Source organism: Actinoallomurus liliacearum (assembly GCF_039542035.1).
GTDB lineage: Bacteria > Actinomycetota > Actinomycetes > Streptosporangiales > Streptosporangiaceae > Actinoallomurus > Actinoallomurus liliacearum.
The window spans coordinates 1,003,844-1,028,777 of sequence record NZ_BAABHJ010000005.1 but is presented as its reverse complement, the minus strand read 5'-3'; the positions used below and the strand labels follow the sequence as shown (position 1 = coordinate 1,028,777).

24 protein-coding genes are annotated in these 24,934 nt (G+C 70.2%); 10 read left to right on the top strand and 14 right to left on the bottom strand.

Annotation, left to right across the window (positions count from 1 at the left end):
- Nucleotides 1–9: 9 nt before the first annotated feature.
- Nucleotides 10–1,665 (bottom strand): CDP-alcohol phosphatidyltransferase family protein, encoded by a 1,656-nt coding sequence (locus ABD978_RS12790; RefSeq protein WP_345353327.1) that lies wholly within the window; start codon nucleotides 1,663–1,665, stop codon nucleotides 10–12.
- Between the two features lie 229 nt (nucleotides 1,666–1,894).
- Here ABD978_RS12790 and ispD point away from each other — a divergent pair, with 229 nt between their 5' ends.
- Nucleotides 1,895–2,614: a 2-C-methyl-D-erythritol 4-phosphate cytidylyltransferase gene (gene ispD, locus ABD978_RS12785; protein ID WP_345353325.1), complete on the top strand. Its 720-nt coding sequence runs from the start codon at nucleotides 1,895–1,897 to the stop codon at nucleotides 2,612–2,614.
- Here ispD and ABD978_RS12780 read toward each other — a convergent pair.
- A complete protein-coding gene (locus ABD978_RS12780; protein ID WP_345353323.1) occupies nucleotides 2,577–3,593 on the bottom strand; it encodes a glycosyltransferase family 2 protein in 1,017 nt (338 codons plus the stop codon). The two genes, ispD and ABD978_RS12780, sit on opposite strands and share 38 nt — an antisense overlap.
- An 81-nt stretch (nucleotides 3,594–3,674) precedes the next feature.
- Here ABD978_RS12780 and ABD978_RS12775 point away from each other — a divergent pair, with 81 nt between their 5' ends.
- The 4 genes from ABD978_RS12775 to ABD978_RS12760 all read left to right on the top strand — a co-directional run bounded on the left by ABD978_RS12775 (nucleotide 3,675) and on the right by ABD978_RS12760 (nucleotide 7,011).
- Entirely contained in the window at nucleotides 3,675–5,309 is a 1,635-nt protein-coding gene (locus ABD978_RS12775) for an LCP family protein (RefSeq protein WP_345353321.1), read from the top strand.
- 95 nt (nucleotides 5,310–5,404) lie between these two features.
- A complete protein-coding gene (locus ABD978_RS12770) occupies nucleotides 5,405–6,166 on the top strand; it encodes a hypothetical protein (RefSeq protein WP_345353319.1) in 762 nt (253 codons plus the stop codon).
- A gap of 119 nt (nucleotides 6,167–6,285) precedes the next feature.
- Nucleotides 6,286–6,561, top strand: coding sequence for a hypothetical protein (locus tag ABD978_RS12765; protein ID WP_345353317.1), 276 nt, complete (start codon nucleotides 6,286–6,288; stop codon nucleotides 6,559–6,561).
- 93 nt (nucleotides 6,562–6,654) lie between these two features.
- Nucleotides 6,655–7,011 (top strand): STAS domain-containing protein, encoded by a 357-nt coding sequence (locus ABD978_RS12760; protein WP_345353315.1) that lies wholly within the window; start codon nucleotides 6,655–6,657, stop codon nucleotides 7,009–7,011.
- Between the two features lie 6 nt (nucleotides 7,012–7,017).
- Here the strand turns inward: ABD978_RS12760 and ABD978_RS12755 are convergent, their stop codons facing one another.
- Together ABD978_RS12755 and ABD978_RS12750 are read right to left on the bottom strand one after the other, a co-directional pair.
- Nucleotides 7,018–7,470 carry a CoA-binding protein gene (locus ABD978_RS12755; RefSeq protein WP_345353313.1) on the bottom strand — a complete coding sequence of 151 codons (453 nt, stop codon included), beginning with the start codon at nucleotides 7,468–7,470 and terminating at the stop codon, nucleotides 7,018–7,020.
- Between the two features lie 120 nt (nucleotides 7,471–7,590).
- The gene (locus ABD978_RS12750; protein WP_345353311.1) at nucleotides 7,591–8,910 is read right to left on the bottom strand and encodes a UDP-glucose dehydrogenase family protein; all 1,320 of its coding nucleotides are present in this window, start codon (nucleotides 8,908–8,910) and stop codon (nucleotides 7,591–7,593) included.
- 114 nt (nucleotides 8,911–9,024) lie between these two features.
- Between ABD978_RS12750 and ABD978_RS12745 the strand changes: the two genes are divergently transcribed.
- Nucleotides 9,025–10,194, top strand: coding sequence for an acyl-CoA dehydrogenase (locus tag ABD978_RS12745; protein WP_345353309.1), 1,170 nt, complete (start codon nucleotides 9,025–9,027; stop codon nucleotides 10,192–10,194).
- 101 nt (nucleotides 10,195–10,295) lie between these two features.
- Here ABD978_RS12745 and ABD978_RS12740 read toward each other — a convergent pair whose 3' ends face one another.
- The 3 genes from ABD978_RS12740 to ABD978_RS12730 form a co-directional block, all read right to left on the bottom strand.
- Nucleotides 10,296–10,631, bottom strand: coding sequence for a hypothetical protein (locus ABD978_RS12740; protein ID WP_345353307.1), 336 nt, complete (start codon nucleotides 10,629–10,631; stop codon nucleotides 10,296–10,298).
- A gap of 197 nt (nucleotides 10,632–10,828) precedes the next feature.
- A complete protein-coding gene (gene purE, locus ABD978_RS12735) occupies nucleotides 10,829–11,311 on the bottom strand; it encodes a 5-(carboxyamino)imidazole ribonucleotide mutase (RefSeq protein WP_345353305.1) in 483 nt (160 codons plus the stop codon).
- On the bottom strand, nucleotides 11,308–12,474 hold the full coding sequence (locus ABD978_RS12730) for a 5-(carboxyamino)imidazole ribonucleotide synthase (protein WP_345353303.1): 1,167 nt from the start codon (nucleotides 12,472–12,474) through the stop codon (nucleotides 11,308–11,310). Before ABD978_RS12730 ends, purE begins: the two co-directional genes overlap by 4 nt.
- Nucleotides 12,475–12,642: 168 nt before the next feature.
- On the opposite strand from ABD978_RS12730, the gene ABD978_RS12725 reads away from it, so the two are divergent.
- Entirely contained in the window at nucleotides 12,643–13,191 is a 549-nt protein-coding gene (locus ABD978_RS12725; protein ID WP_345353301.1) for a GtrA family protein, read from the top strand.
- Here ABD978_RS12725 and ABD978_RS12720 read toward each other — a convergent pair.
- The 3 genes from ABD978_RS12720 to ABD978_RS12710 form a co-directional block, all read right to left on the bottom strand.
- Nucleotides 13,175–14,455 (bottom strand): sensor histidine kinase, encoded by a 1,281-nt coding sequence (locus ABD978_RS12720; RefSeq protein ID WP_345353299.1) that lies wholly within the window; start codon nucleotides 14,453–14,455, stop codon nucleotides 13,175–13,177. The genes ABD978_RS12725 and ABD978_RS12720 overlap by 17 nt on opposite strands.
- Nucleotides 14,456–14,515: 60 nt before the next feature.
- A complete protein-coding gene (locus ABD978_RS12715) occupies nucleotides 14,516–15,187 on the bottom strand; it encodes a response regulator transcription factor (protein ID WP_141956913.1) in 672 nt (223 codons plus the stop codon).
- 165 nt (nucleotides 15,188–15,352) lie between these two features.
- Entirely contained in the window at nucleotides 15,353–16,198 is an 846-nt protein-coding gene (locus ABD978_RS12710; protein ID WP_345353297.1) for an MBL fold metallo-hydrolase, read from the bottom strand.
- 66 nt (nucleotides 16,199–16,264) lie between these two features.
- On the opposite strand from ABD978_RS12710, the gene ABD978_RS12705 reads away from it, so the two are divergent.
- A complete protein-coding gene (locus ABD978_RS12705) occupies nucleotides 16,265–16,864 on the top strand; it encodes a TetR/AcrR family transcriptional regulator (protein ID WP_345353295.1) in 600 nt (199 codons plus the stop codon).
- A gap of 6 nt (nucleotides 16,865–16,870) precedes the next feature.
- Here the strand turns inward: ABD978_RS12705 and ABD978_RS12700 are convergent, their stop codons facing one another.
- Nucleotides 16,871–17,809: an NADP-dependent oxidoreductase gene (locus ABD978_RS12700; RefSeq protein WP_345353693.1), complete on the bottom strand. Its 939-nt coding sequence runs from the start codon at nucleotides 17,807–17,809 to the stop codon at nucleotides 16,871–16,873.
- Between the two features lie 107 nt (nucleotides 17,810–17,916).
- On the opposite strand from ABD978_RS12700, the gene ABD978_RS12695 reads away from it, so the two are divergent.
- On the top strand, nucleotides 17,917–18,888 hold the full coding sequence (locus tag ABD978_RS12695; RefSeq protein ID WP_345353293.1) for a GlxA family transcriptional regulator: 972 nt from the start codon (nucleotides 17,917–17,919) through the stop codon (nucleotides 18,886–18,888).
- Here ABD978_RS12695 and ABD978_RS12690 read toward each other — a convergent pair whose 3' ends face one another.
- A complete protein-coding gene (locus ABD978_RS12690; RefSeq protein ID WP_345353291.1) occupies nucleotides 18,889–21,261 on the bottom strand; it encodes an ATP-binding protein in 2,373 nt (790 codons plus the stop codon).
- 508 nt (nucleotides 21,262–21,769) lie between these two features.
- Between ABD978_RS12690 and ABD978_RS12685 the strand changes: the two genes are divergently transcribed.
- Complete coding sequence (locus tag ABD978_RS12685; RefSeq protein ID WP_345353289.1) at nucleotides 21,770–22,393, top strand: hypothetical protein; 624 nt, start codon at nucleotides 21,770–21,772, stop codon at nucleotides 22,391–22,393.
- Nucleotides 22,394–22,753: 360 nt separating this feature from the next.
- Here ABD978_RS12685 and ABD978_RS12680 read toward each other — a convergent pair whose 3' ends face one another.
- Both ABD978_RS12680 and ABD978_RS12675 read right to left on the bottom strand, forming a co-directional pair.
- Complete coding sequence (locus ABD978_RS12680) at nucleotides 22,754–23,176, bottom strand: NUDIX domain-containing protein (RefSeq protein ID WP_345353692.1); 423 nt, start codon at nucleotides 23,174–23,176, stop codon at nucleotides 22,754–22,756.
- Nucleotides 23,177–23,326: 150 nt separating this feature from the next.
- Nucleotides 23,327–24,775, bottom strand: a complete 1,449-nt coding sequence (locus ABD978_RS12675) for an NsdA family TPR-like regulatory protein (protein WP_345353288.1) — start codon at nucleotides 24,773–24,775, stop codon at nucleotides 23,327–23,329.
- Nucleotides 24,776–24,934 lie beyond the last annotated feature (159 nt).

The following is a 24,934-nucleotide window of genomic DNA, read 5'->3' as shown; positions in this document are numbered from 1 at the left end:
GAAGCACACTCATTGCGAAACCGCCACCGACCTGGGCTGGGTGAGGGACCGAAGGATGCGCCCGGCGATCGTGTAGAACGCGGCGACACCACCCCACGAGAGCAGTGCGATGAACGTCACCTGCGCGTTGAACAGCGCCGCCGTGAGGGCGATGAGCGCGAACCGCTCGCCGATCGGAAGCACGATCATCTTCTTGAACCAGTGGAAGACGCGGACCTTCTCCGAGCGCGCGGACAGCCACACCGCGAGGTGGCTCAGGCCGCTGCCCTTGGGCCGGCTCTTCGTCGGCTCCGGCTCGTCCAGCACGCTGTCGCTGGGCGTGCCGAGCGGAACGATCGGGATGGGCTCCGGCGGCATGCGCCGCTTCGAGGCGCCGAACGCGAAGTCCACCATGTGCCGGCAGGTCTGCGCCGTGATGGCGATCGCCGCGAGGTACCACACGTCGCCGCCGTGCACCGAGCTGCCGACCGCGGCCGCGGTCGAGCCCGCCGCGAGACCGGCGAACACGGTGTACTCCTTGGCCCGGTCGAACGTCGCGTCGAGCCAGGCGCCGAGCGTGCTGAACTGCCGGGTGTAGCGGGCGAGCTGCCCGTCCACGCAGTCGAAGACGAACGCGAAGTACAGCGAGAAGGCGCCGAGGATCATCCCCCACCGCTGGCCGGTGGAGAAGAAGCCCGCGGCCACCACCGAGATCCCCATCGAGATCGCGGTGACGAAGTTCGGCGTCCAGCCGCGCTTGCCGCACCAGCGCGCGATGTAGCGCGAGTAGGTGCTGACCGCGTACGTCGTGAAGAAGCCGTCGTTGTTCTTGACCGCCGCGGCGAGCCGGACCTTGTCCTCGTCGACGGAGTCGACGGCCCGCTGGGCCGCGTCCGCCTGCGTCTGGTCGAGGACCCGCTCGCACACCAGCGTGCTGTTGCCACGGCCGGTGACCTTCACGCCCGAGCGGACCAGACCGACGACGAGCAGAGCCGGCGCGTCGTCTCCGGTGATCGGGGTGGTGGCCAGGGCGCCCAGGTGCTCGCCGCCGACCTGTTCGATCTCGACGTCCCCGGTGTCCTCCGGGTCCTGCCACAGCCGACGGAGCGGGCTGATCTCTGTGAAGCCGCCGGGCTTGTCGGCCAGCTCGGCGAGCTTGTCGGCCACCATGGCGAGGGTCCCGGTCTCCTCCTGGGAGACCCGCACGACGCCGCGGAAGACGGCGTTCGGGTCGGTCACCTGGTGGAAGGGGGAGCCCGCGGACTGGATGCGGCCCTTGCGGATTCGGATTAGGGGGCGGGTCAGCTCCTCGTCGTTCACCCGCACGCGGGCGACGACGGCGGACGCAGGCGCCTTGGAGTTGTAGACGAGCCGGGCGAACACCTCGCGGTGGGCGACGACGTCACCGTGCATGACGAGCATCGGCCGCTTCGCGGTGCGGGCGACCCGAGCGATCTCGCGCAGGTCGTCGGCGAGCCCCTTGGACTCGACCACCTCGCAGCCGGCCTCCCGCAGGGCGGCGGCGAACTCTGGACGGGCGATCACGCGTCGATCGGCGACATCAAGGGACTCGAGCTGGGCGAGCAACCGGGTGACGACGGGGACGCCGCCCGGGAGTGTGAGGCCGGCCGTCGGCGTGGAACCGGACGCGACCGCCTCGGTCGCGAGAACCACTGCCAACGTCATCGGCACCCTCCGAAGATCATCTCTGTAGTCCTCAGGTCTGGGGTGGGGGTCTCTCTCCGGCCAAGGCCGTGAGATGCGAGCGCCGACCATACCGCGACTGTTAGCGCGCCGCCTCCTCGCCGTAAACATCCGTTAAGCCGGGTGACGCGGCGAGAGTTTCCATAGGTTACCGCTGCCGCGACGCTGTGGGCCCGCACGCCCAAGACGGCGGACAGTAAAGTGCGGCGGCATGAGAACCGTTGCGGTCGTCCTCGCCGGTGGGACGGGACTGCGCCTCGGGCTCGGCGCGCCGAAGCAGTTGGCGGCGGTGGGCGGCCGCCCCATTCTGGCCCGTGCGATCGAGGCGTTCGAGTCGGCGCCGGACGTCGACGAGGTCGTCGTCGTGATGGCCGCCGGCCACGTGCCGGAGGCCGAGGTCATCGCCAAGCCGTACGCCAAGGTGACCCGCGTCGTCGAGGGCGGCCCCACGCGTACGGAGTCGACGCTGCGCGCGCTCGCCGCGCTGGCGCACGAGCCCGGCGACACGCGCGTGCTGTTCCACGACGCCGCCCGTCCGTTCGTGGACGCCCGCATCATCGCCGAGTGCGTCGCCACGCTGGAGCGCGAAGAGGCCGTCGCGGTCGCGGTGCCCTCGTCCGACACCGTGGTGGTGGTCGAGGGCGACCGGGTGGTCGAGATGCCGCGCCGGGACGCGCTGCGGCGCTTCCAGACGCCACAGGGCTTCCGGCTCGCCGTCATCCGCACGGCGTACGAGCGGGCGCTGGCCGATCCGAGGTTCGCCGAGCGGCCCCCGACGGACGACTGCGGCGTCGTGCACCGCTACCTGCCCGAGACGCCCATCCGGGTCGTCCCGGGCAGCGAGCAGAACATCAAGATCACGCACCCGGTCGATCTGCTCATCGCCGAGCAGATCACCGCCCGGGAGAGCGGCCCAGGCTCGGCGGGCTGACCAGGAAGCCGGCCCCCCACGCGAGGTGCATCGTCGCGTACACCAGCGGCAGCCGCGCCCACGCCGAGAACGGCAGGCCCCGCCCGGTCGCGACCGAGCCGGCGAGGATCGCGGCGGCGTAGCCGCCGGGGATGATCCAGCCGGGCCAGAAGCCGACCGCGCCCGCGACCACCCCTGCGGCGATCGCGACCACGGCGATCGGCGGCGCGAGGTAGCGCAGGTTGAGGGTGCCCTGGTGCTCGCGGCCGACGACGCGCCGCCATTTGCCGGTGTGGAAGAACTGCTTGGCCAGCGCCCGGATGTTCGGCCGGGGACGGTACGTCACGCGCATCCGGGGGGTGAACCAGATCTTGCCGCCGGTCTGGCGGATGCGATGGTTCATCTCCCAGTCCTGCGCGCGCACGAACGTCTCGTCGTACCCGCCGACCCGGTCGAGGGCGCTGCGCCGGAAGCTGCCGAGGTAGACGGTGTCCGTCTCCCCGGACTGCCCGCCGACGTGGAACGTCGCGTTGCCGATGCCGATCTTGGTCGTCATCGCGCGCGCGACGGCCTTCTCGAACGACGTGACGCCCTCGGCGGCCATGATGCCGCCGACGTTGTCCGCGCCGGTCTCCTCGAGGGTCTCGACGGCGGCCAGGACATAGTCGGACGGCAGCAGCGAGTGTCCGTCGACGCGGACGATGATGGAGTGCCGGGAGGCCTGGATGCAGGCGTTCAGGCCGTTGGGGGTACGGCCCGTCGGGTTCGCGACGACGACGATCCGCGGATCGTCGGCCGCGAGCTTCTCCGCGATCTCCTGCGTACGGTCGCGGGAGGGCCCGACCGCGACGACGAGCTCCAGCTCACCGGGGTAGTCCTGGCCGAGGATGGACCCGACCGCCTCCGCGAGATGCCGCTCTTCGTTGAGCACGGGCATGATCACTGACACGGCCGGCCAGACGCGGTTTCGGGCGACCTGTGTGTTGGGCGAGGGATTCATGACGGCGCCACGCTACTGTACGAACGCGAGGAACGCCGCAATGAAGGCAAGACTTCGCACCCCCCGGAGAGGCGAGCCGTCATGGCACACGACGAGGAGTCCGACCCGCAGGAGCGCTACTTCCGTCCCCGTCCGGGCGCTCCGGGCGACGACGAGGCCGCGGAGGTCGAGGGCGTCGCGCTCGGCGACGCCGAGTCCTCGCACGTACGCGTCGAGCGCCCCTCGCGCGGAGTGTCGGCGACGGTGGCGCCGGACGGCGCTCGGCGGCAGCGCCGGTTCCTGGTCACGATGGGCCTGATGTCCACGGCCGTGCTGCTGTTCTCGGGCGGCGGCTGGGCGTTCCAGGACTACGTCCTGGGCAGCGTGCGGCGCGTCAACGCCTTCGAGGGGCTGAAGAACCGCCCCGGCTCCGGGCCCGAGGGCTCGATGAACATCCTGCTGGCCGGCGTCGACCGGCGGGAGGGGCTGACCGACCAGCAGATCAGGGACCTGCACCTGGGCAGGGCCGACGGCGAGCGCTCCGACACGATGATGCTGGTGCACATCTCGTCGAAGCACGACAAGGTCACCGTGGTCAGCATGCCGCGTGACTCCCTGGTCACCATCCCGGCACACAGGTCGAACGGCAGCGAGGGCGCGCGCGGCACGCAGGTCGGCGAGCGGCAGGGCAAGCTGAACTGGACGTACATGTACGGCGGGGCGCCGCTCGCCGTGCAGACGGTGGAGCGCATCACCGGGGTCCACGTCGACCACTACGTCGAGGTCAACTTCCTGGGCTTCATCAAGGTCGTGGACGCACTCGGCGGGGTGACCATCTGCACGAACCAGCCGATCGACGACCCGAAGAGCGGGCTGCGGCTGCCCGTCGGCAAGAGCACCGTGGACGGCAAGACCGGGCTCGCCTACTCGCGCGCCCGCTACACCCTGACCGGCGGCAGCGACCTGGGCCGGATCCAGCGGCAGCAGCAGTTCATGTCGGCCGTGGCGCACAAGGCGCTGAGCGACCCGACCAAGTACCCCGCGGTGCTCGGCGCCGCGCTGAGCACGATCCGGGCCGACAAGGAGCTGTCGAAGGGCACGTTGACGTCCCTGGCCACGCAGCTGCGGGGGATGAACACCGACAGCATCGCCTTCACGACGGTGCCGCTGGCCAACCCCGACTACACGACGACGATCGGCGGCATGCGGCAGTCCACCGTGCTGTGGGACGACCGGGCCGCCGGCCGGCTCTTCGACCAGATCCAGCGGGACAAGCCGATCGTCGAGCCGCCGAAGCCCACGCAGAGCGCCTCGGCGAGCGCCTCCCCGACCGCGTCGCACTCGTCGAACCCCGACGCCCTGACCGTGCCCCCGAAGAACATCGACGTGCGGGTCATCAACGGCGTCGGCACCCCCGGGCTGGCCGCCCGGGCGGCCGGTGACCTGCGGGACGCCGGGTTCGGCGCGACCGTGGTGCCGGGTACCCGCCACGGCGCCGGGTCGACGGTCATCCAGTACGGACCGGGCCGGGAGGACTCCGCGCGGACGCTGAAGGCCGCGATCCCGGGGGCGCGGCTGAAGCAGGTGCCCGGGCTCGGCTCGCGGCTGCAGGTCGTGGTGGGCCCGTCCTGGTCCGGGGCGAAGAAGGTCAGCGTGAGCGAGCCGGCCAAGTCCTCATCCGACGACTCCCAGCAGCAGGTGAACGCGAAGACGGCGACGCAGAACCTTTGCAAGTGACTCCAATGTGCCTTTTGACGCGTTCGCCGGACTACTAGCCTTCTGCTGTACCGGCGGCCACGCCGGGGTCGTCGCGGCCACTGGGAGGGACAGCGATGTCGAACGGCGCACGCCACGCCTGGGGACTTCTCCTGGGGGTGATCCTCACGGCCGCGCTCGCGGGGCTGCTCATCTTCGGCACGTACCGCCTGCAGCACGGCTTCGTGATGCAGGGGCACAAGACCGACAAGTGGCTCGGCGGGGGCCTGCTGGCCGGCGCCGCCATCGTCTTCGCCCTCCTCGTGGCGTCGCGGCTGTCGCCGCTGGGCTCGCTCATCGGCGGCCTGGTCCTCACCGCCGCGGGCGTGCTGTTCTTCGTCTCCCAGAAGACGACCGCCGACCTCATCAACCGGTTCCCCTTCAAGGGCCAGCGCGTCACCCTCGCCGGCCTCGAGGAGGAGGGGTTCATCCTGTTCGCGGGCGTCGGCCTGCTGTTCGCGTCGTTCTTCCCCTCGCGGTGGCGGGCCCGGCCGGACGCCGGCGACGACCCGGCCTACGAGTACGGCCTGCCCGAGCCCGACGAGACGTACGGGCGGCGCTCCACGTCCGGTGGCGGCCGTGGGCGGCACGCCGCGCGCGACGACGGGAACACCCCGGCGTACGGGTCGCCCCGGTACGCCGACACCCACGTGTACGGCTCGGCGGACCAGGGGGACGTTCCCGCCTACGGGTCGGCCGAGGACCCCGCCGCGACCGCGTACGGCCAGACGGAGTTCGACGTGCCGCTGTACGAGCCGGAACGGTCCCATGGCGACCGCTCGCCGTTCAGCCCTCGGGACGACGACGGCGGTACCCGGGAGATGCGCCGCCCCCGATAGCTCAACTGGTGTGGCGCTCGGCGGCTGGTGTGGCGCTGTGCGGACAAACGCCGTAAGATCCGGCATACCGGTCAAGAAGTGGCTCGGGACAGTCTCCTCTCGCGAGAAGGACTATCACCATGGCCATTTCTGTCTGGGAACCGTCTGTGATCTGCGACATCGCCACCCGGCGGCTGATCGAGCGATTCGACCTCATCCCCGCCGAGATCATCGAGCGATGTGTCCGCGACGTCTGGGTCTGCGCACTGCACACCGGTGCCCGCGCCGACGCCCGGCTACTTGAGACGCTCGCGCAGAGCCTGCTCGAAGCACTGCCCGGCCACACCGAGACGGCCGAGCCCCTCACCGGAATTCTCATCGAGCCGCCCGCCGGACCCCGCGCGACCGCGGGGTGACGGCCCGGCGCTCGCCTGACGGCGACCGGCCGAACCCGGTCCGCCGACGAACGTGATTCTCCTGCCCACCACCCGGATACCTGGAGAAGCCCCATGGAAGAGCTGACGTTCACGCACCGCCGCCTGCCCGGCACCACCGTCGTCGTGGCCCGCGGCGAACTCGACGCCGGGACCGCCCGGAACCTGGAGGCGTTCCTCGCCGAGGTCCTGCACGACGGCGACGACCTGGTCTTCGACCTCGCCGGGCTGACCTTCATGGACACCAGCGGCCTGGGGGTGATCCTGGCCGCCGGCGAACGGACGCGCCGGCTCGGCGGCACGCCCCGCCTGGCGGGACTGCGCGGCGGCCCCGCGCGGGTCGTCGCCCTGACCGGCGTCGCCTCCGCGATCCCCGTGCACGACACCGTCGAGGACGCCCTCGTCACCGTCGTCGCCGCCGTGGCGTCCTGACGGGTCTCAGCGAGGCAGGCCCAGGCGGGCCCACTCGATGGCCGGGCAGCGGTCCATGACGACGTCGATCCCGGCGTCGCGGACCCGCCGGGCGGCGGTCTCGTCGATCACGTCGAGCGGGAACCACACCGCCCGTACCTCGCCGTCCCCGCGCGGACCGTACGCCGCGAACAGCTTGATCGCCTCGTCGGCGGCCTCGCCCGCGTGCTCGGCGCGCCGGTAGACGCCGACGACGTCCACCCGCCGCGTGACCTCGGCCAGCGACGGGACCCCCGGCTCCCCGAGGACGGTCTCGGCGCCGGGGTGGACGGGGACGATGGTCTTGCCGCGGGACTGCAGCAACTGGGCCATGTCGTACGCGGTACGGCCCGGGTTGTCGCGCAGCCCGACGAACGCCCAGGTCCGCGATTCGAGCAGGACCCGGCGGATGACCGCCTCATCGGCGTAGGACTCGCTCATGACCGTGCCAACCACCGGGCGGCCCGCCGCCTTCCCGATCGACGTACGCGACCGCCCGGCCACTCGGGCCGGACGGTCGGACGGCAGGGCTCCAACCGGCAAGGGCTACGGACGGCAGGTCTACGGACGGCCGAGCGCGCGGTACTGCCAGCCCGCGGTGCGCCACCGCTCGGGGTCGAGCGCGTTGCGGCCATCGACGATGTTGCGCTCGGCCACCGCGCCGCCCAGGACCTCCGGGTCGAGCTCCCGGAACTCCTTCCACTCCGTGAGCAGCAGCACGACGTGCGCGCCGTCGACGGCGTCCATCGCGGACGAGCCGTAGGTCAGGTCCGGGTGCGCCCGGCGGGCGTTCTCCAGTGCCTGCGGGTCGTACACCGTCACCTGACCGCCCTGCGCGCGGATGGACGTCGCGACGTCGAGGGCGGGCGAGTCGCGGATGTCGTCGGAGTTCGGCTTGAACGCCGCGCCGAGGACGCCGACCGTACGGCCGATGAACGAACCGCCCAGCAGCTCACGCGCCAGGTCGACCATGCGGATGCGGCGCCGGATGTTGATGGCGTCCACCTCACGCAGGAACGACAGCGCCTGGTCGACGCCGAGTTCGCCGGCGCGGGCCATGAACGCCCGGATGTCCTTCGGCAGGCAGCCGCCGCCGAAGCCGAGCCCCGGGCCGAGGAACTTGCCGCCGATCCGGTCGTCGTAGGAGAGGGCCTCGGAGAGCTTCGTCACATCGGCGTGCGCGGCCTCGCAGACCTCGGCCATCGCGTTGATGAACGAGATCTTCGTCGCGAGGAAGGCGTTCGCCGACACCTTGACCAGCTCGGCGGTGGGGAAGTCGCTGACGATGAAGGGAACGCCGTCGGCGACCATCGAGGCGTACACCTCGCGCAGGACCTTCTCCGCGCGGTCGGACTGGACGCCGACGACGAGGCGGTCCGGGTGCAGGGTGTCCTCGACGGCGTATCCCTCGCGGAGGAACTCGGGGTTCCAGGCGAGCTCGACGACGTCTCCGGCCGGGGAGCGCTCCGTCAGCCGCCGCGCGAGCCGCTCGGCCGTGCCGACCGGGACGGTGGACTTGCCGACGACGACGCAGGCCCGGGTGAGCAGGGGCGCGAGGGAGTCGACCGTGTCGTCGACGTAGCGCATGTCCGCGGCGTACTCGCCGGGCTTCTGCGGCGTGCCGACGCAGATGAAGTGCACGTCGCCGAACTCGGCGGCCTCCTCGTACGACGTCGTGAACCGCAGCCGTCCGTTCTCCAGGTTGCGGCGCAGGATCGGCTCGAGGCCCGGTTCGTAGAACGGAAGGTCGCCTCGGGTCAGTCGGGCGATCTTCTCGACGTCCACGTCCACGCCCAGGACCTCGAATCCCAGGTCGGCCATGCATGCCGCGTGGGTGGCGCCCAGGTAGCCGGTACCGATCACGGTCAAGCGCTGTGCCAAGGTCCCGCCTCCTTTCCTCAGAGTTCCGTGCCCGACCCCGTCTACGTCCCCCACGGGCCGCTCGGCATGCTATCGGCCCTACTGGCGAGTAGGTTTACCGCGTACGATCGGCACATGACCGCAGACTTTCCTCTGTACGAACTCTCTGAAGAGCACCGGATGCTCCGCGAGACGGTTCGCTCGCTGGCCGATGACAAGATCGCTCCGCGGGCCGCGGAGACCGACGAGACCGGGGAGTTCCCCCAGGCCGTCTATGACGCGCTCGTGCAGGCGGACCTGCACGCCGTGCACGTCCCCGAGGCGTACGAGGGAGTCGGCGCCGATGCCCTCGCCACGGTGATCGTCATCGAAGAGGTCGCTCGAGCCTGTGCCGCCTCGTCCCTCATCCCGGCGGTGAACAAGCTCGGAACCGTTCCCATTCTCCTCTCCGGCTCCGAAGACCTGAAAAAACGCTACCTGAGCCCGGTCGCCCGCGGCGAGGCCATGTTCTCGTACGCACTGTCGGAGCCGGAGGCGGGCAGCGACGCGGCCGCGATGAAGACCCGGGCCGTACGCGACGGCGACCACTGGGTCCTCAACGGCACCAAGCGGTGGATCACCAACGCGGGCGTCTCGGAGTACTACACCGTGATGGCCGTCACCGACCCGGAGAAGGGCGCCCGCGGCATCTCCGCCTTCGTGGTCGAGAAGAGCGACCCGGGGGTGAGCTTCGGCGCGCCGGAGAAGAAGCTCGGCATCAAGGGCTCGCCGACCCGCGAGGTCATCATGGACGACGTCCGGATCCCGGCCGACCGGATCATCGGCGACGAGGGCACGGGCTTCAAGACCGCCCTCGCCACGCTCGACCACACCCGGATCACCATCGCGGCCCAGGCCCTCGGCATCGCCCAGGGCGCGCTGGACTACGCCATCGGGTACGTCAAGGAGCGCAAGCAGTTCGGCAAGCCGATCGGCGACTTCCAGGGCGTGCAGTTCATGCTCGCGGACATGGCGATGAAGCTCGAGGCGGCCCGCCAGCTCACCTACGCCGCCGCCGCCAAGTCCGAGCGGGCGATGGAGGGCGAGAAGATCGCGGACCTGACCTTCATCTCCTCGGCCGCCAAATGCTTCGCCTCCGACGCGGCGATGGAGATCACCACCGACGCCGTCCAGCTCCTCGGCGGCTACGGCTACGTCAGGGACTACCCGGTCGAGCGCATGATGCGCGACGCGAAGATCACCCAGATCTACGAGGGCACCAACCAGATCCAGCGCGTCGTCATGGCCCGCCAGCTCCTGAAGTAGGCCGGTGAACAGCGAGAACTCCCCCCGCCCTGATCAGGACGGGGGGAGTCCGGTGACTCCCTCAGGGGCATCCTGCGGGAGCAGGCACTGATCGCGGTAGATCAGCGCTCGATGCGCAGGTAGTCGTCGAACAGCTGCATGTCGTGCACGAGCTGCTCGCAGACGCCACTCGCCTGCTGCAGTTGCCCGTCCGAGAGCTCGGCGAAGCCGGCCGGGCTCCCCTCACCGAGAGCGGTGAAGGTGTCGGCGAGGCCCCTCAGTTCCCCTGCGAGCAGGGGAAGGATGTCCGCCAGTTCCCTGCGGGCCAGGTTCTTCGCCGCGGGGTTGGGCTTCGGGGCCGTCGCCATCTCGAACAGGCCCCCGACGGCCTTGAGCCTGTCCTGGAGTTCTCCCCGCCGCAGGCGAGCGCTGTGCGGACCGTTCTGCGATTCGTTCATTGGTCTCTCCATTACGGAAAACGAACCCGTTGTCCGGGACTCGCTTCGAACAGTCCTGCAACGCCCTGGAGCCGCAAGAGCCGCGCTCCGGGCAGAGGAGTCGGCTCGTTCAGGGGCACCCGGCCCGGATCGCCGCCCGCCTCATCGCCCGACATCAAGATCGGCGCGACAGGCGGAACCACGCTCAACGGCGACGGCTAGGCGCGGCGGAGGCGTTCGCCCTTGCGCTTGGCCTGGGCGTGCAGGTCGCGCTGGAAGTCCTCCATGCGCTCGCGCAGCTCCGGGTCGCTCGCGGCGAGGATCCGGACGGCCAGCAGGCCGGCGTTGCGGGCGTTGCCGATCGCGACGGTCGCCACCGGCACGCCGGCCGGCATCTGCGCGATCGACAGCAGCGAGTCCATGCCGTCGAGGTACTTCAGGGGTACCGGCACCCCGATCACCGGGAGTGGGGTCACGGCGGCGAGCATGCCCGGCAGGTGGGCGGCGCCGCCCGCGCCGGCGATGATCACCTTGAGCCCGCGGGAGGCGGCCTCCGAGCCGTACGCGATCATGTCCTGCGGCATCCGGTGCGCGGAGACCACGTCCGCCTCGTACGGGAGGTCGAACTCCTCCAGTGCCTCGGCGGCGGCCTTCATCACGGGCCAGTCCGAGTCGCTGCCCATCACGACGCCGACGGTCATACGGTGGGACCCTTCCTCAGGTAGTCGGCGGCGTGGCGGGCCCGCTCGCGGGTCTCCTCCAGGTCGTCGCCGAGCGCGGTGACATGGCCGATCTTGCGGCCGGGCCGGACCTCCTTGCCGTAGAAGTGCACCTTCACGGCGGGGTCGTGGGCCATGACGTGGATGTAACGCTTGTAGATCTCCGGCTCGTCGCCGCCCAGGACGTTCGCCATGACGGTGTACGGCGCGGTGGGCGTCGTGTCGCCGAGCGGCAGGTCGAGGACGGCGCGCAGGTGCTGCTCGAACTGCGAGGTGCGCGAGCCCTCGATCGTCCAGTGCCCGGAGTTGTGCGGCCGCATCGCCAGCTCGTTGACGAGGACGCCGTCCTCGGTCTCGAACAGCTCGACGGCCAGCAGCCCGGTCACGCCGAGGGCGTCGGCGAGGCCGAGCGCGAGTCGCTGCGCCTCCTCGGCACGGTCGGAGTCCAGGCCCGGCGCGGGCGCGATCACCTCGGTGCAGATCCCGTCGGTCTGGACGGTCTCCACGATCGGGTACGCGGCGCCCTGCCCGTACGGCGAGCGGGCGACGAGGGCGGCCAGCTCCCGGCGGAACGGAACGTGCTGCTCGGCGAGCAGGCCGACGCCCTCCGCGGCGGCGCGCTCGACGACGGCGCGGGCCTCCTCCAGGGACGCGCAGCCCCATACGCCCTTGCCGTCGTAGCCGCCGCGCGTCGCCTTGAGCACGACCGGCCAGCCCGTCCGCTCCGCGAAGCTTTCAAGGGTCGCCAGGGGCGCCTCGGGGTCGAGCACGACGAACTCCGGGCACGGCGCGCCGAGGGCGGTGAGGCGTTCGCGCATGACCCGCTTGTCCTGGGCGTGCAGCAGCGCCCCGGATCCGGGGCGGCAGGCGACGCCGTCGGCCTCCAGCGCCTGGATGTGCTCGCCGGGCACGTGCTCGTGGTCCCAGGTCACCACGTCGGCGCCCTTGGCGAAGGCGCGCAGGTCGTCGAGGGAGCGGTGGTCACCGATGCGCACGTCGGCGATCACCTTGGCCGCCGACGCGTGGGCGCTGTCGCTGAGCACCCGCAGCGGCACGCCGAGCGCGATCGCCGCCTGCTGCGTCATCCGGGCCAGCTGCCCGCCGCCGACCATGCCGACGACTGGTATCTCTTGCCTGTCCGTCACGTGGGAAGCCTATCCGCCGTGCTCAGAGAGCGGGTTCGCCGGGCGACGAGCGCGGGAACAACGGGTCCGGGAACGCCGTCTAACCTCGTAGGCCAGGGGTATCGATTGATCCGGGCTTCGCCGAGCGACGTGCGATCAGCCGCCATCCGGAATGAGAGGTCCCGCTTCGTGAGCTTCGTCAGTCATCTCTATCGGAGATTCGCGCACCTGTTCCATGAGCTCGCGGCGTTCGGGACGATCGGCGTGCTGAACTTCATCATCACCATCGGCATCTCCGACACCCTGCACCTCGGTTTCCACGTCGGCCCGCTGACGTCGTTCGGCGTCGGGACGATCGTGGCGACGACGTTCTCGTACTTCGCCAACCGGTTCTGGACGTTCCGCCACCGCGACAGGTCGGGCCTGGGCCGGGAGTACGTCCTGTTCTTCGTGTTCAACGGCGTCGGCCTGGTGATCACCTGGGTGTTCATCGGCTTCACCCACTACGTCCTCGGCATCCACAACGGCCTGGCGTTCAACGTGTCGCAGATCGTCGGCACCGGCGTGGCGACCCTGTTCCGCTACTGGGCGTACAAGAAGTGGGTGTTCCTGCCGCCGGCCGCGCCGCCGGTCGACCCGCACACCGGGCTGCCCGAGGCCGAGGAGCCCGTTGGGGGCGACGCCGCGCCGCCCCCGCCCCGGGTGCCCGCCGGGCAGACCGTCAAGCGGGTCCGCTGACGACGCGCTCGCGCGCCCGCAGCACCTCGTCGCCCTTCCGCAGGAAGATCGCGAAGGTGGCGGGCCGGGCGCGTACGAGCTCGAGGCGGCCGCCGTCCGCGGTCGCCAGCGAACGCGCGAGGTAGAGCCCGAGCCCGGTCCCCTGCCACCGTCCGCTGACGTTGCGGTCGAAGACGCGGCGTTCCAGCTCCGGGGGCACGCCCACGCCCTCGTCCCCGACCTCCACGACGATCGACGTCGGCGTCTCCTTGGTGTGGATGGCGACCGTGCCGTCTCCGTGCACGAGCGAGTTGTCCAGCAGGGTGGCGACGATCTGCGACAGGCCGCCGGGGCTGGCCACGGCGGTGAGCTCCGTCACGCCGGAGACCTCCAGCCGGCGTCCCTCCCGCCGGAAGACCGGCTCCCACTCCTCCACCTGCTGCGCGACGATGTCGTCGACGTCGACGGGGACCGCGTCACCCGTGGGGTCGTGCTTGGCGCGGGCGAGGAGCTGCTCGACGACCGCCGCGAGGCGCTCGACCTGCGCGGCCGCCGCGGCGCCCTCCTCCCGGACGACGTCCGGATACTCCGCGGCCTCGATCATCTCCTCCAGCCGCATGGACAGCGCCGTCAGCGGCGTACGCAGCTGGTGGCTGGCGTCGGAGGCGAACTCCCGGCTCGCGGCGAGCAGGTCGGCGATCCGTACGGCGCTACGGTCCAGCACCTCCGCGACCCGGTCGACCTCGGGCACGCCGTACCGGCGGCGGCGCGGCCGCGCGTTGCCGGATCCGAGGCGGTCGGCGGTCTCGGCCAGGTCGATCAGCGGCAGGGTGAGCTTGCGCGCCTGCACCATCGCCAGCCCGACCGCCACCCCGACGCCGAGCACGACGAGGCTGCCGATCAGCACCAGCGTGCGCAGCGCCTCGGCCTCGATGTCGGCGGCGTCCCGGGACACCTGGACCCGGACGCCGCGGTCGTTCGCGGTCTTCCTGATGACGTGCGCGCCCTTGGGCGGCGCGACCCCGGCCGTGATCACCTCGTCGTTGGCCAGGGTGATGACGATGTAGCGGCTGGGGAATTCCTTGGCGATCTGGTCGCCGATGACGGACTGCTTGCCTTCCTGTTTCAGGTTCACGCCGGCCACCACGGTCGCCGCCTCCCGCTCGACCTGCTGCTCCGCCTCGTCGTAGAGGAGCCGATGGGTCGAGTACGCCAGCGGGATGCCGAGCAGGAGCACGGCGACGACCGCGACGGCCAGCGTCGACAGCAGAAGCCGTCGCCTCATGGGGGTCCCTCTCTTTCGCCCGGGACGTGACCAGGGGGTGGTCACGCCGGGTTCACACGACTAGTCACCGCGCTCGAAGCGGAAACCCACTCCTCGTACGGTCGTGATGTAACGCGGGCTGCCCGCGTCATCCCCTAGCTTGCGCCGAAGCCAGGAGATGTGCATGTCGAGGGTCTTGGTGGAGCCCCACCAGTTGGTGTCCCACACCTCCCGCATGATCTGCTCTCGGGTGACGACCTTGCCCGCGTCGCGGACCAGCACGCGCAGCAGGTCGAACTCCTTGGTCGTCAGCTGGAGCTCCTGGTCGCCCATCCAGGCGCGCCGGGACTCGGCGTCTATTCGGACGCCCTGGACGATGGGCGTCTCGGTGCTGCCCCTGCGCAGCAGCGCGCGGACGCGGGCCAGGAGCTCGGCGAGACGGAACGGCTTGGTGACGTAGTCGTCGGCGCCGGCGTCGAGGCCCACGACGGTGTCCACCTCGTCGGCGCGGGCGGTGAGGATGAGGATCGGCACGCCGTGGCCCTCGGCGCGTACGCGCCGAGCCACTTCGAGCCCGTCGAGCTCGGGCAGGCCGAGGTCCAGGACGATGAGGTCCACCCCACCCCCGAGCGCCCGCTCGAGCGCCTGTGGACCGTCGGGACTGACTTCGACGTTGTATCCCTCCCGCCGCAGCGCTCTGGCGAGAGGCTCGGATATGGACGTGTCGTCCTCGGCGAGCAGAACTGAGGTCATGAACCGATCGTAGAGCTATTCAAGAACGTTTCCTCGGCAGTAGCGGGGCCTTGACCTGCGATCTTCCAGTCGTAGGGCTGAACAAGACATACCGATAACCGCACTAATGCAAAGTAAAGACCCTCCGCCCTGAGCAGACCTTCCCAGCTCAGGGTGCGTACGGGGTCACGAGGCGTGACCGGCTCCCCCGGCGGCGAGGCGGGCGAAGGCCCAGGGGTCGTGGGCCGAGAAGACGTCGACCTCGTCGCCGTGGTCGCGCAGGAGCTCGCGCAGCCGGGCCTGGTTGGCCATGCGCAGCGGCCGGTCGACCTCGGTGATCTCCTCCAGCGCCTCCCACAGGGGCATCGACCAACGGCCCTCCGGCTCGACCTGGCCGTGGTGGTAGAAGGCGTCACCGGCGTGCAGGAGCCAGCGGCCGCCGTCGCGTACGGCCACGGCGCAGTGTCCCTCGGTGTGCCCGGCCAGCGGGACGAGGAGGATCTCCGGGGGCAGGCCGTCGAGTTCGATGGCGTCGAACCCGAACCACGACGCGCCCTTCCGCGACTCGTAGGTCCGCCAGTGCGGGCGATGTGCCCAGTGCGCGGGCCGGTAGCGCAGCGCGTGCTCGGGATGCCCGCTCGTGGCGGCCATGGCGGCCCGGTACTCCGCGTCGTGCAGATGACCGGTGGCATGCGGGAAGTCCGGCAGCCCGCCGCTGTGGTCGAGGTCGAGGTGGGTCAGCACGATGTGGCGGACGTCGGCGACCGAGTGACCGAGGCGCTCGATGTGCCGTACGGCGGTCTCCCCCGGGTCGAGGAGCGCCTGTGTGCGATCGAGGAAGGTACGGCCGAGGGTCTCCTCCGGGCGGGCGACGTCGGCCGTTCCGAAGCCGGTCTCGACCAGGACGAGGCCGGCCGCGTCGGTCTCGACCAGCAGGCAGTGGTTCAGGGCGCGGGCGGGCTCCGGAGCGTTCTCCTCGCCGCCGGGGTCGATCTCGCGCATCGAGCCGCAGTTCAGGTGATGGATCTTCATGACACCTCTTTAGCTACCGAACGGTCGTACGTATTTAGCGAACGGTCGGTAGGTTAAGCTGCTGTCATGAGCCCGCGCAAGTCCGCCATCGAGACCGCCGCCACCCGGACCCGGATCATCGAGTGCGCCCTGACCCTCGCCTCGGCCGAGGGCCTGGAAGGCGTCACCATCGGGCGGCTCGCCACCGAGCTCGGCATGAGCAAGGCCGGCGTCATCGGCCATTTCGGCACCAAGGAGGCCCTGCAGCTCGCCACGCTCGACGCCGCGGTCGAGCGGTTCCGCGCCCGCGTTCCCGTGCGGGTGGCGGGCGCCGACCCGGGGGTCGCCCGTCTGGCGCGGGCCTTCGGGGAGTGGATCGACTCCATGGCGGACGACGAGGGGAACGCCGGCTGCTTCATCACCTCGGTCGCCACCGAGTTCGACGGCCGCCCCGGTCCGGTCCGCGACGCGGTGCTCGCCGCCCTCGCGAGCTGGGCCGGTTACGTCGCCGCGGAGCTCCGCGCGGCCGTCGAGGCGGGTGACCTGCCGGGGGACACCGACGTCGACCAGCTCGTCTTCGAGCTGAACGGTGTCGCGCTCGCCGCCGAGCAGGCGATCCAGCTGCACCGCGACCCGGCGGCCCCCGAACGCGCCCGCCGCGCCATCGACCGCCTGCTCGGCCGCTGACCGACGTCAGCCGGCGACGGTCAGAACGATCTTGCCGGTCGTCCGGCCCGTCTCGCCACGCTCGTGGGCCTTGGCCGCCTCCTCCAGGGGGAAGACCGAGTCGATCTCGGCGCGCAGCCGGCCCTCCTCGACGAGCACCGCGATCTCCTTCATCCCCGCGTGGTCCGTCTCGACCAGCGTCCACCCGGCTCTGATCCCCCGCTTCCCTGCCGCGGCGAGCACGTCGTCGCCGACCGGCGACAGGAAGGAGACGAGAACGCCACCGTCGCGAAGCGTCCTCAGGGACCTGAGGCCGTAGTCGCCGCCGACGGCGTCGAGCACGACGTCGACGTCCCGGACCACGTCGGCGAAGTCGACCTTCGTGTAGTCGACGACCTCGTCGGCGCCCAGCCCGCGGACGAACTCGTGCTTCGCCTCGCTGGCGGTCCCGATCACGTACGCGCCCCTGGCCTTGGCGATCTGCACCGCGAGGTGACCGACCCCTCCCGCGGCGGCGTGCACGAGGACCCGCTGACCGGCTCGGACCCGCGCCGTGTCGACCAGGCCCTGCCAGGCGGTCAGCGCGGCGAGCGGAAGCGCGGCCGCGTGAACGTGGTCGATTCCCGCGGGCTTGCGGGCGAAGTGCCGCGCCGGGGCGGTGACGTACTCGGCGTACGCGCCCGCCGGATGGGGAAAGCGCGGCATCCCGAACACCTCGTCACCGGGCTCGTACAGCGTCACGCCCGGCCCGACCGCCTCGACCACCCCGGACACGTCGAAGCCCGGCCTCGGCAGCGCCACCCCGGTCATCGAACTGCCGCGGGCCCGGGCCTTCCAGTCCGTGGGGTTCACTCCGGCGGCGTGCACCCGGACCAGGATCTCCAGCAGGCCCGGCTCGGGCCGCTCGACCTCGGCGAGCCCGAGGACCTCGGGGCCGCCCGGCTCCTCCTGCACGATCGCGCGCATGGTGTTCATCGACTCTCCCGTTTCATCGCTTGCGACGGACCCCAGCCTCCGGCAGCCGCGCGCCGTTCGGGAGTGGCACGATGGCCATCCTGTGAAAGGATCTGGCCATGGCCCGATCCCCGCACAGAGTCGTCGTGCTGGCACTGGACGGCGTGATCCCGTTCGAGCTGGGCATTCCCGGGCGGATCTTCGGGGGTGCGCGCGGGCCGGACGGCGAGCCGCTGTACGACGTGGTGACCTGCACGCCGGACGGCGGGCCCGTGCGCACGCACGCCGACTTCTCGATCGCCGTCGATCACGACGCGTCCGTGCTGGCCGACGCCGACACCGTGGTCGTCCCGCCCTTCGGCGATTGCCGGCCGATCGACCGGCTCTCCGAGGAGCTCGCGGCGGCGCTGGCGCCCATCCGGCCGGGCACCCGCATCATGTCGATCTGCACCGGCTCCTTCGCGCTGGCGGCCGCCGGCCTCCTCGACGGGCGGCCGGCGACGACCCACTGGAACGAAGCGGCCGAGTTGCAGCGGCGGTACCCCCGGATCCGGGTCGACCCGGACGTGCTGTTCGTCGACGACGGTGACGTGCTGACCTCCGCCGGGGCGGCCTCGGGCATCGACCTGTGCCTCCACCTGGTGCGCCGCGACCACGGCAGCGAGGTGGCCAATCGGGTGGCCCGCCAGGTCGTCGTACCACCGTGGCGGGACGGCGGTCAGGCGCAGTACATCGAGCGCCCGGTCCCCGAGCCGCACGACGCGGGCACCGCGCCGGCCCGTTCCTGGGCGCTGGAGCACCTCGACCGGCCGATCTCCCTGTCCGAGCTCGCCGCCCGGGCCGGGATGAGCGTCCGCACGCTGACCCGCCGGTTCCACGAGGAGGTCGGCATGAGCCCCGGCCGCTGGCTCGCCCGGCAGCGCGTCGAGCTCGCCCGGCACCTGCTGGAGACGACCGACCTGCCGGTGGACCAGATCGCCCGGCGGGCCGGCTTCGGGACCGCCGTCTCCCTCCGCCAGCACCTGCACGCGGCGATCGGCGTCTCCCCGCTGGCCTACCGGCGCACCTTCCAACCGGAGGCGCTCGCCTGATCACCCTGCGCCGCCCTCCGAACCCGGGCCCGCGTGCTCCCGGGCGCGCTCGTTCTCCCCGACCCAGATGGCGATCTGGGTACGAGAAGTCAGCCCCAGTTTGCCGAGGATGTGCTCGACGTGGCTCTCAGCGGTTCGCTGGGCGATCACCAGCGCCGTCGCGATCTCCTTGTTGCTCATCCCTTTGCGGATCATCCGAGCCACCTGGGTCTCCTTGCGCGTGAGCGGCATCAGCCGGTCGGACTCAGCGCGTGGAACGGTGCCGGAGGACTGCTCCTCCAGCGCGTACGCCATCGCATCGTCGTAATCGAGCCGGGCACCGCGCCGAAGCTCAAGTCCGAAGAGATATTCGCCGATGGCGCGGCACGTTCTGGATTCGGAATCTTCGCGGTAGGTGGCCGGATACGCGTATCCCGACAGCGGAGGCTCGCCGACCTTCTCCCAGACCGACTGCAGGATTCCGTACAGCCGGGCGGCCCGCTGGAATCGACCTTCCGTGACGGCGATCCAGGCCAGCACCTCCAGATCGACGCCGACTCCTCGTGGATCGTCCAACGAGCGGTTGATCCGCAATGCCTCCGAGACCAGTTCGGTGGCCCGCCGGGTGTCGCCCTGCCGGCAGGTCGCGGCACCGAGGACGACCAAGCTATACGCCTTGCGCCAACGCTCGCCCCGTGTCTCGCATATCGTCCGGGCCTCCTCGCCAATGGAGATGGCCAGCGATTCATCGCCTGTGAGGCAATGAGCGACGCAAAGCCGAATGAGCACCTCGACAACGCCCATGTCATAACCGATGAGACGGAAACGCCGGAGGGCCTCTTCGAGCGACGGGATCGCCGACGTCACATCGCCTCGCCCCAGCGCCAGCATTCCCGTGCAGAAGACGGTGTAGGCGAGAGCCATCGTGTCCCCGAGAGCATGCCCTAGAGATCGACATTCCCGGAGCATCCTCTCCGCCGCGGGAGCGTCCGCCTGGATGACGGCCAACACGCTGCTCGTCCACAAAGCGTGGGCCCGGACATCGCTGGGTTCGGGGTCGGCCGCCAGCCCGCGCTCCAGCCAGGCACGCCCTTCCCCGAGAAAGACACCGCTGATCCAGTGGTACATCAGGTCGGCCGCCATCGCCAGACCGGTCCGGGCCTGCCCCGGCTCGGTGTAGCAGTACTCGAGTGCGACCCGCAGGTTCGGGTGCTCGGTTCCGAGCCGCAGGAGCCAGGACCTCTGATCCGGCCCCGCCACCCGAGCACGCGTCTGGCCCGCCAACCGCCGGTAATGGTCGCGATGGCGCCGGCGCAACGCGGCCGACCGCCCAGACTCGTCCAGCTTCTGTCGGCCGTATTGGCGGATGGTCTCAAGGAGCCGATACCGGACGACTTCTTCGTGTCGTTGCGGAATCAGGATTGATTTATCGACCATCCCGCCCACCAGGTCGACGACCTCTTGGCGAACGATCCCTTCGCCCGAGCACACGGTCTCCGCCGTCTCCAGGTCGAAGCTCCCCGCGAAGATCGACAGACGAGCCCACAGCAGCCTCTCTTCAGCGGTGCACAGGTCGTAGCTCCAATCGATCAAGGCACGTAGCGTCCGGTGACGAGGCAGCGGCCTCCCCGAGCCGGTGAGCAGCTCAAAGCGGTCTTCGAGATTCACGAGCAGCTGCTCGAGTGACAGGATCCGTAGTTGTGCGGCGGCCAGCTCGATGGCGAGGGGCATCCCATCGAGGCGGCGGCAGATCTCGACCACCGCGTCGCCGTTGGCGTCGGTGACGGCGAAACCGGGCGAGACATCCGCCCCTCGCTCGGCGAACAACCGCACCGCCTCGAACCGTTCAAGCGAGCGACCATGAACGCACCCGCCGGTACGGCCCGGCATCGCCAATGGCGAGACCTCCAGCAACTGCTCACCGGGAACGCTCAGCGACTGCCGGCTGGTCGCGAGGATCCGCAGATCCGGCGCCGACATCTGCACCGTCCTCGTGACGGCGGCGCACTCGTCCACCACGTGCTCGCAGTTGTCGAGGATGAGGAGCGCCCGCTTGTTCCGCAGATGCTCGGCGAGGACGTCCAGCGCGGCTCGGGCGGAGCGGTCGCGGATTCCCAATGCCTCGATCACCGCACGGGCCAGCATCCCCTGGCTCTGCAACGCGGCCAGGTCGACCAACCACACACCGTCGGGAAACGCCCTGCCCACGGTGAGGGCGACTCGCGAGGCCAATCTGGTCTTGCCCACCCCGCCCGGTCCGGTCAGCGTCACGACACGGGCATCGGCCAGGATCCGCTTGACCTCGGCGACCTCCCGCCGACGTCCGACGAAGCTCGTTCTCTCAGCCGGGAGCCCATGCACCCGATCTCGTCCGCTGATGGTTCCCGTGACCATCCCGATACACCGCGCTCAGTGGCCAATGTCTCCGGCGGCCGCACCGCCCGTCGCCCTCGGTCCCCTGCCGCCCCATCGGCGGGAGGGCGTCAACCCGTAAAACCCCTGGTAACACGATACGTCGCAGCTCGGCCCCCTCCCCGTGAACGGATGCTCCGGACCGTTGGGGTCCCGCACGCGACCGTTGGGGTCCCGCACGTGACCCGGCCCCGGACCCGGCGTAGGAGGGGGGACGCCGGGCCCGGGGCCGTATCCCGGGGGAATCCGGGGGACGAGGGATTGATCTGTCCCATCCACTGCCCAGCATGCCGACCGGCCACTGTCTCCGGCGTCCGGGGAAACACCCGGTTCGCTACCCCAACCCCTCGGTATGCGGGTAGGCGCCCTTGCGCGCGGATCGGCGTCTCCCCGTCGGCCCGACCGGCGCGCCTCCCGCCCCCAGGCCGGCCGCCGCCCTCTGAATCCCGGCGGCGCGTAGCAAACCCGCGGGCATGCGATCCTTCCCTCCATGCCCGCTCGCCGTCGCCTGATCCTGGCCTGTGCCTCCGCCGCCGTCGCCGCGGGATTCGCCATCGCGGCCTGCTGGTACGTCGGGTTGCTCACCTCGGACGGGCGGTTCGCCCCGCTCGACGCCTGCCGGGTCCTGCCACCGCCGGAGGCGCTGGCGCCGCTGGTGCGGAACGGCGCCCGGGAGCCCGGCGACTCACGGCCGAGGACGATGCTGGGATGGGGTGGCGACGCCGCGTCGGAGTGCAAGTGGAGCAGCGTTCCGTCCGGTCAGGACCGCCCCTTCCGTACGGTGCGGCTCCGCATCCAGACCCTGGTTCACAACGGTCATGTCTCGGGCGCCGCGCGGGCCGAGCGGAACCTGGCCGGGTGGGCCCGGAAGGCCGGAGCCGAGCGGCCGGTCATCCCCGTCCACGTGGGCGAGGGAGGGTACGCACGCGTCGACGCGCTGGCGGTCCAGGTGCTGTTCCGGCAGACGGTGATCTATGACGTGCACGTCCAGTTCCGGATCTCCAACGCCCTGGTGGACGTGTCGGCGCGCACCCACACCCGCCCCGACGCCCCCGCGACCGCCCTCGTACGGAACCTGGCCGAGACCACCGCCCACCACCTCCCACCCCACTGAATCGGGTCGTGAATATGGGGTGCGCCCAGCCGTCGCCGTTGCCTGATTGCCGCCGCTGTGGCCGGTCTGGTGTCCGGATAGCCGGGTTCCTCCGGTCAACAGCGGCGGCAACGTCGCGGCGGCACCTTCCGTCGGCGGGAGGCGCCTGCCGATCGGCGTGCGGAACGCTCGGCGAACGCGGCTCGACCGGACGTGCGGATGCTCGTTTAGGGCGATAAGGCAGAGGGCGGCGGGGATGGTCGCCGAGACTTTCGTACGCGGCGTGCCGGCATCGATGCGCGAGCTGAGCCTCCTGGGCGCCGGCGCTGGAGTTTGCCGCGCTCGCCATGACGAACATCGCCCTCTCGGACCGGTTCTTGTTCACCGCGCGTCGTTCCCGCGAAGCCAGGTCTGCGAGGAGGTCAGCGGATGGCCGTCCTGGGAGTACACGGCCCGCCCGGTTCTGAGCGCCGCCAACGCATTGATCACCCGACGCCAGACGTAGGGCCGCAGACGAACGGCCGCCTCCGCTTCAGTGGAGAATCCGAACCGACGCAACTCTCCGTCCGTGATCTTCAAGGCGGTGATCTCGTCAGATCTCAAGCGACCACCCGAGAAGACGAACATCAGCGAGTCGTCCCACGGGCCATGCGGCGAAACCCAATCGACGCACAGCAGGTCACCGACCATGACTTCCAAGCCGAGTTCTTCCTTCAGTTCGCGTCTCACTGTTTCGGCGGGTGGCTCGTTGGCCTCGCTCATGCCTCCCGGCAGATCCCAGTCAGGTTTGTATGCGGGATCCACCAGTAGCAATCGGTCATGCTCATCGCGCAGCAGGATGTCTGCACCACCCTTTTGCGTGGCTGCGTAGCATTTCCTTCGGCAAGGTACGCGTGCCAGGCAACAGGGTCTCGTTCGTACAGCGGCTTGTCGTCGGCCAAGCTGCTTCTCCTCTCAGATGACCATGTCCGAATCCGATCGGTCTGCGATCGGATCCGCCAGCGCTCCCCGTAGATGCGGCAAGAAGTCAGCGACCACCTTGTCGTCACGATAAGGAGCCAGCGATGCCGTAAGCTCTTTGAGCTGATCCATGACGGGGGAGGAAGCGAGCGCTCGAATCGTGCTGATCATCTCTCCGGCGATCGCACAGCTCTCTTCCGGACGCCCCTGCCTTACCAACGCAGCCGCAAGGAGCAACTGGGCGAAAGCACGACTTCGCACGTGGCAGTGCGGACGCAATTCGATGACCCGGCGAGCATACGACTCAACCTCGGCGAAGCGTCCGAGTTCGTACATGCAGCGGGCGACCTCGCCGGACAGAGCCGCTTCATCAAAGGGACTCACCCACGGCGAACGCATCGGTGCGGATGCTCCATCCAACGCCGCCTCAGCACGGAGGATCGCCTTCTCGCAGTCCTGCACGCGACGCAACACGGCCAGCGCGCGAGCCTCCATGGCGAACAGCCTGGCGCCCAACTCGGAACTCGGTGGTGCAGACACGAGTGTTATTTGGCCCTCGCGTACGAGGCGAAGGGCCTCACCGGCTTCGCTCGCCCGAAGCGAGAGATGGCTCATGCTCGCCAAGACGTGTGCCTTGAGCTGGTGATCATCAGCAGCGGCGGCAAGCTCCAGGGACCGCGAGAAGTGTTGCCACGCCATCCGGTCATGACCCGCATCGTGTGCCATCCAGCCAGCCATCTCGGTCAGACCGCCGGCGGCGGCAAAGAGCGCACTGCCGCCGCCATCCCGGCCGCCGAACATCCGTGGAGCGATCACCGCTTGCAGGTATGTGGTCACCGCCGAATAGAGATGGCGCCCTCCGGTCTGTCGGTCAGTTACTCGAAACGCCTGCACTGCGGCCAGATCAGCATCCATGTCATGAGGGATCGGCATACCGTTCGACGCAGGTGAGGAGAGGACAGGAGTCACGAACGACCGACGAGGCCCCGCAGGAGTGCGCGTTTCGTACGCGATCACGTACGGCCGATGCGCCGAGTCCAAGGCTCGGTGATCTATCTTCGCGATCGCATCACGCGAATCCGAATCATAGGTGGCGTATTCATCTACCGTGAGAAGCCGTCGCCCGCTGGTCTGATAGATCCGCGCCAGAACTTCCAGGTTGGACACACTCGGCCGTCGGCCGCTCTTAGGCCACGCCTCGAACTCATAGATCCGAGACTTGGTCATTGTCGGCTCGCCCACACCGATCTGGTTCCAGCGCTCGGCCACCTCTTGGTTGGTCAGGTTATGCGTCCAGCGGAACGCCACTCGTGGAGTGATGTCAGGATTGTCGGCTTCCCAAACGTCGGCGATCTGCTCCCACGTTAAGCCTCGTTCGCGAAGCCGATGAGCCCTGCTCGCCCGCTGCTGACGCCCAGGAGCATCTTTTCCTCCCCAACTCATCGACGCTCCTGATCATCGACTTCCGCAAGGACCAGCCCTTCCAAGCCGAGGGTACGCCGCGCACCAGCCGCAGGTGAAGCGAACTTCACGATATCCCCAGCGACATCACTCCAGCTCAGCCCTGCAACCGATGGGGAACAAAAAGGGGAGCCGATCTCG

Coding starts and splice junctions, on each gene's coding strand:
- ABD978_RS12790 (WP_345353327.1), bottom strand. CDS start 1,665: ATGACGTTGGCAGTGGTTCTCGCGACCGAGGCGGTCGCGTCCGGTTCC.
- ispD (WP_345353325.1), top strand. CDS start 1,895: ATGAGAACCGTTGCGGTCGTCCTCGCCGGTGGGACGGGACTGCGCCTC.
- ABD978_RS12780 (WP_345353323.1), bottom strand. CDS start 3,593: ATGAATCCCTCGCCCAACACACAGGTCGCCCGAAACCGCGTCTGGCCG.
- ABD978_RS12775 (WP_345353321.1), top strand. CDS start 3,675: ATGGCACACGACGAGGAGTCCGACCCGCAGGAGCGCTACTTCCGTCCC.
- ABD978_RS12770 (WP_345353319.1), top strand. CDS start 5,405: ATGTCGAACGGCGCACGCCACGCCTGGGGACTTCTCCTGGGGGTGATC.
- ABD978_RS12765 (WP_345353317.1), top strand. CDS start 6,286: ATGGCCATTTCTGTCTGGGAACCGTCTGTGATCTGCGACATCGCCACC.
- ABD978_RS12760 (WP_345353315.1), top strand. CDS start 6,655: ATGGAAGAGCTGACGTTCACGCACCGCCGCCTGCCCGGCACCACCGTC.
- ABD978_RS12755 (WP_345353313.1), bottom strand. CDS start 7,470: ATGAGCGAGTCCTACGCCGATGAGGCGGTCATCCGCCGGGTCCTGCTC.
- ABD978_RS12745 (WP_345353309.1), top strand. CDS start 9,025: ATGACCGCAGACTTTCCTCTGTACGAACTCTCTGAAGAGCACCGGATG.
- ABD978_RS12740 (WP_345353307.1), bottom strand. CDS start 10,631: ATGAACGAATCGCAGAACGGTCCGCACAGCGCTCGCCTGCGGCGGGGA.
- purE (WP_345353305.1), bottom strand. CDS start 11,311: ATGACCGTCGGCGTCGTGATGGGCAGCGACTCGGACTGGCCCGTGATG.
- ABD978_RS12720 (WP_345353299.1), bottom strand. CDS start 14,455: ATGAGGCGACGGCTTCTGCTGTCGACGCTGGCCGTCGCGGTCGTCGCC.
- ABD978_RS12715 (WP_141956913.1), bottom strand. CDS start 15,187: ATGACCTCAGTTCTGCTCGCCGAGGACGACACGTCCATATCCGAGCCT.
- ABD978_RS12710 (WP_345353297.1), bottom strand. CDS start 16,198: ATGAAGATCCATCACCTGAACTGCGGCTCGATGCGCGAGATCGACCCC.
- ABD978_RS12705 (WP_345353295.1), top strand. CDS start 16,265: ATGAGCCCGCGCAAGTCCGCCATCGAGACCGCCGCCACCCGGACCCGG.
- ABD978_RS12700 (WP_345353693.1), bottom strand. CDS start 17,809: ATGCGCGCGATCGTGCAGGAGGAGCCGGGCGGCCCCGAGGTCCTCGGG.
- ABD978_RS12695 (WP_345353293.1), top strand. CDS start 17,917: ATGGCCCGATCCCCGCACAGAGTCGTCGTGCTGGCACTGGACGGCGTG.
- ABD978_RS12690 (WP_345353291.1), bottom strand. CDS start 21,261: ATGGTCACGGGAACCATCAGCGGACGAGATCGGGTGCATGGGCTCCCG.
- ABD978_RS12685 (WP_345353289.1), top strand. CDS start 21,770: ATGCCCGCTCGCCGTCGCCTGATCCTGGCCTGTGCCTCCGCCGCCGTC.
- ABD978_RS12675 (WP_345353288.1), bottom strand. CDS start 24,775: ATGAGTTGGGGAGGAAAAGATGCTCCTGGGCGTCAGCAGCGGGCGAGC.